The sequence below is a fragment of the Mesorhizobium sp. M5C.F.Ca.IN.020.29.1.1 genome (genome assembly GCF_003997375.1).
Classification (GTDB): domain Bacteria; phylum Pseudomonadota; class Alphaproteobacteria; order Rhizobiales; family Rhizobiaceae; genus Mesorhizobium; species Mesorhizobium wenxiniae.
Genome location: NZ_RZSW01000693.1, coordinates 1 through 2645 on the forward strand (window position 1 = coordinate 1; position 2645 = coordinate 2645).

The following is a 2645-nucleotide window of genomic DNA, read 5'->3' on the forward strand; positions in this document are numbered from 1 at the left end:
GTGGTGTACTGGCGCGCCAGATAGGCCTGCGCGCCTTCGCGGATGGCCGCGGAAATTTCCTGCATGCGTGCATTGCCCTGATCGGCCGCGAGGACCGAACGTGTCGCCCAGATGGCGTAAAGGACTGAAAGCAGACCGCAGGCGATGACAGCTGAAATTATGGTCATTGCCGGATTTTCCTCGCTTGATGACCCAAAAGAACCCCTCCCTGGGCCGTTGAGACAGGGGAGCGGATTCCGCGCGCGGAATCCGCTCCCTTCGCACCGGCTTATGCGAAACAGGGTTGCGAACGTCAAGATATTGTTCGGTTTTTGCCCGGCTTTCGCCTAAACCCTCTCGGTAGAGCCGCTATCCTTCACTTCAGAACCCGGTCGGGCCATGGAAATCACTGTTTCCCGTCGAGATAAGCAAGGCGATATCTGAGCTGATTTGTCGGCTACGCCTGCCCCATGCGGCGCGCGGTGTAGCGCTCGATCGCCGACAGCCCGTCATAGATCAGCACGGCAAGGGCGGCAACGATCAGGCCGCCCTGCAGGACGAACGCGAGGTTGTTCGACAACAGACCGGCGATGATCACCTCGCCCAGCGTTTTGGCCGCCACGGTCGAGCCGATCGTCGCGGTGGCGAGGCTGATGACCACCGACAGCCGGATACCGCCGAGGATGATCGGCGCGCTGAGCGGCAGCTCGACCTTGACCAGCCTTTGCCAGCCGGTCATGCCGGCGCCGCGCGCCGCCTCGACCACATTGGCCGGCAGCGTCGTCAGCCCGGTCAGCGCGTTCTCGAAGATCGGCAGAAGGCCGTAGAGAAACAGCGCGATCAGTGTCGGCTTCTCGCCAAAGCCGACCGCCGGCACAGCCAGCGCCAGCACCGCCACCGGCGGAAAGGTCTGGCCGATATTGACCAGGCTGCGCGACAGCGGCAGGAATTCGACGCCGGCCGGCCTGGTGACCCGGATGGCGAGCGCCACGGCAATGATGGTCGCCGCCACCGTCGCGATCAGCACGGTCCGCAGATGCAGCAGCGTCAACGTCAAAAGGCTGCCCTGATTGTAGACTGCCGGCGCGTTGTTCTCGGTCAGCGGCTTCAGCAGCGGTTCGAACCAGCCGGGATTGGGTCACGAACGCAACCAGCAACACCACCAGGACAAGCCTGAGCAGCGACGCAAGCCAGGCTTTTACACCGGCCTCTTTCACGCCGGCCTCGCTGCGCGTTTCACCAGCCCGTCCACCGTCACGCGGCCGAGCGGCTTGCCGTCGGCGCCTTTCACCGGCAGCGCCGGGCGTCCCGACCAGAGGAGTTCAGCCAGCGCATCGCGCTGGCTGGCGTCGTCGGGGATCGCCTCGCCTTCGGCGGTGCCCGTCTCCACCGCGTCGCGCACGCGGCCGAGCGACAGCAGTCTGAACGGTTTTTCGCTGGCGCCGACCAGTGTCTCGACGAAGGCGCTGGCCGGCTTCGCCAGGATCTCGGCGGGCTTGGCATATTGCACGAGCTTGCCGGCATCCATCACCGCGATCTTGTCGCCCATATGCACCGCCTCCTCCATGTCATGGGTGACGAGGATGATGGTGGTGCCAAAGCGCTTCTGGATCGCCAGAAGATCCTCCTGCGCCTTATTGCGGATGATCGGGTCGAGGGCACCGAACGGCTCGTCCATCAGAAGCACGTTCGGCTCGGCGGCAAGCGCGCGGGCAACGCCGACGCGCTGCTGCTGGCCACCGGAAAGCTCGTGCGGATAGCGCGGCCCGAACGCCTCGGGGTCGAGCTGATAGAGCGTCATTAACTCTTCGACACGGGCCTTGATGCGAGCCTTGTCCCAGCCGAGCAGCACTGGCACGGTGGCGATGTTCTGCGCCACCGTGCGGTGCGGAAACAGGCCGTGGCCCTGGATGGCGTAGCCGATGCTGCGCCGCAGTTCGTAGCCGGGCAGCGAACGGTTGTCGGCGCCGTCTAGCTTGATGACGCCCGAGGTCGGCTCGACCAGCCGGTTGATCATGCGTAGCAGCGTCGTTTTGCCGGAGCCGGAAGTGCCGACAATCACGGCGATGGTGCGTGGTTCTATCAGCATCGACACGTCGTCGACGACGGTCGTCGCGCCATAGCGCTTGGTAATGCCTTCGATCTCGATCATGCCGTTTCAACCCTGCGCTTGGTGGCGGTCATTTCGATCACTGCGTCGAGGATGATGGCGGCGGCAAAGGCCATCGCCACCGTCGGCACGGCGCCGAGCAGCACCAGGTCCATCGCCGTCTGGCCGACGCCCTGGAACACGAACACGCCGAAGCCGCCGCCGCCGATCAGCGCGGCAATGGTGGCGAGGCCGATGTTCTGCACCAGCACGATGCGGATGCCAGTGAGGATGACCGGAAAAGCCAGCGGAAACTCGACGCCGAACAGGCGCTGGCGATCGGTCATGCCCATGCCGCGGGCGGCGTCGTTGGCGGCGCGCGGCACGCCGGCAAGGCCGACCACGGTGTTGGCCACCACCGGCAGCAGCGAATAGAGGAACAGCGCGTGGAAGGCGGGGGCGGTGCCGATGCCGCGAATGCCAAGCGCCGCCGCTCCCGGCACATGCGTGGCGACCCAGCCGAGCGGCGCGATCAGCAGGCCGAACAGCGCGATGGAAGGAAAGGTCTGGATGATGT

Annotated in this window: 3 protein-coding genes and 1 pseudogene; all 4 read right to left on the reverse strand. The window is 65.4% G+C overall.

The annotated features are described in order from the left end of the window. On the reverse strand, positions 1-167 hold a 167-nt coding region (locus EOA85_RS32180), incomplete at its 3' end, for a sodium/proton-translocating pyrophosphatase (protein WP_164760025.1). 269 nt (positions 168-436) lie between these two features. Continuing rightward, positions 437-1196 (reverse strand): annotated as a pseudogene (locus EOA85_RS32185) (ABC transporter permease). Continuing rightward, positions 1193-2131 (reverse strand): ABC transporter ATP-binding protein, encoded by a 939-nt coding sequence (locus EOA85_RS32190; protein WP_127212419.1) that lies wholly within the window; start codon positions 2129-2131, stop codon positions 1193-1195. Before EOA85_RS32190 ends, EOA85_RS32185 begins: the two are co-directional and overlap by 4 nt. Next, the coding region (locus tag EOA85_RS32195) for an ABC transporter permease (protein WP_164760026.1) at positions 2128-2645 on the reverse strand (518 nt) is incomplete at its 5' end. The genes EOA85_RS32195 and EOA85_RS32190, both read right to left, overlap by 4 nt.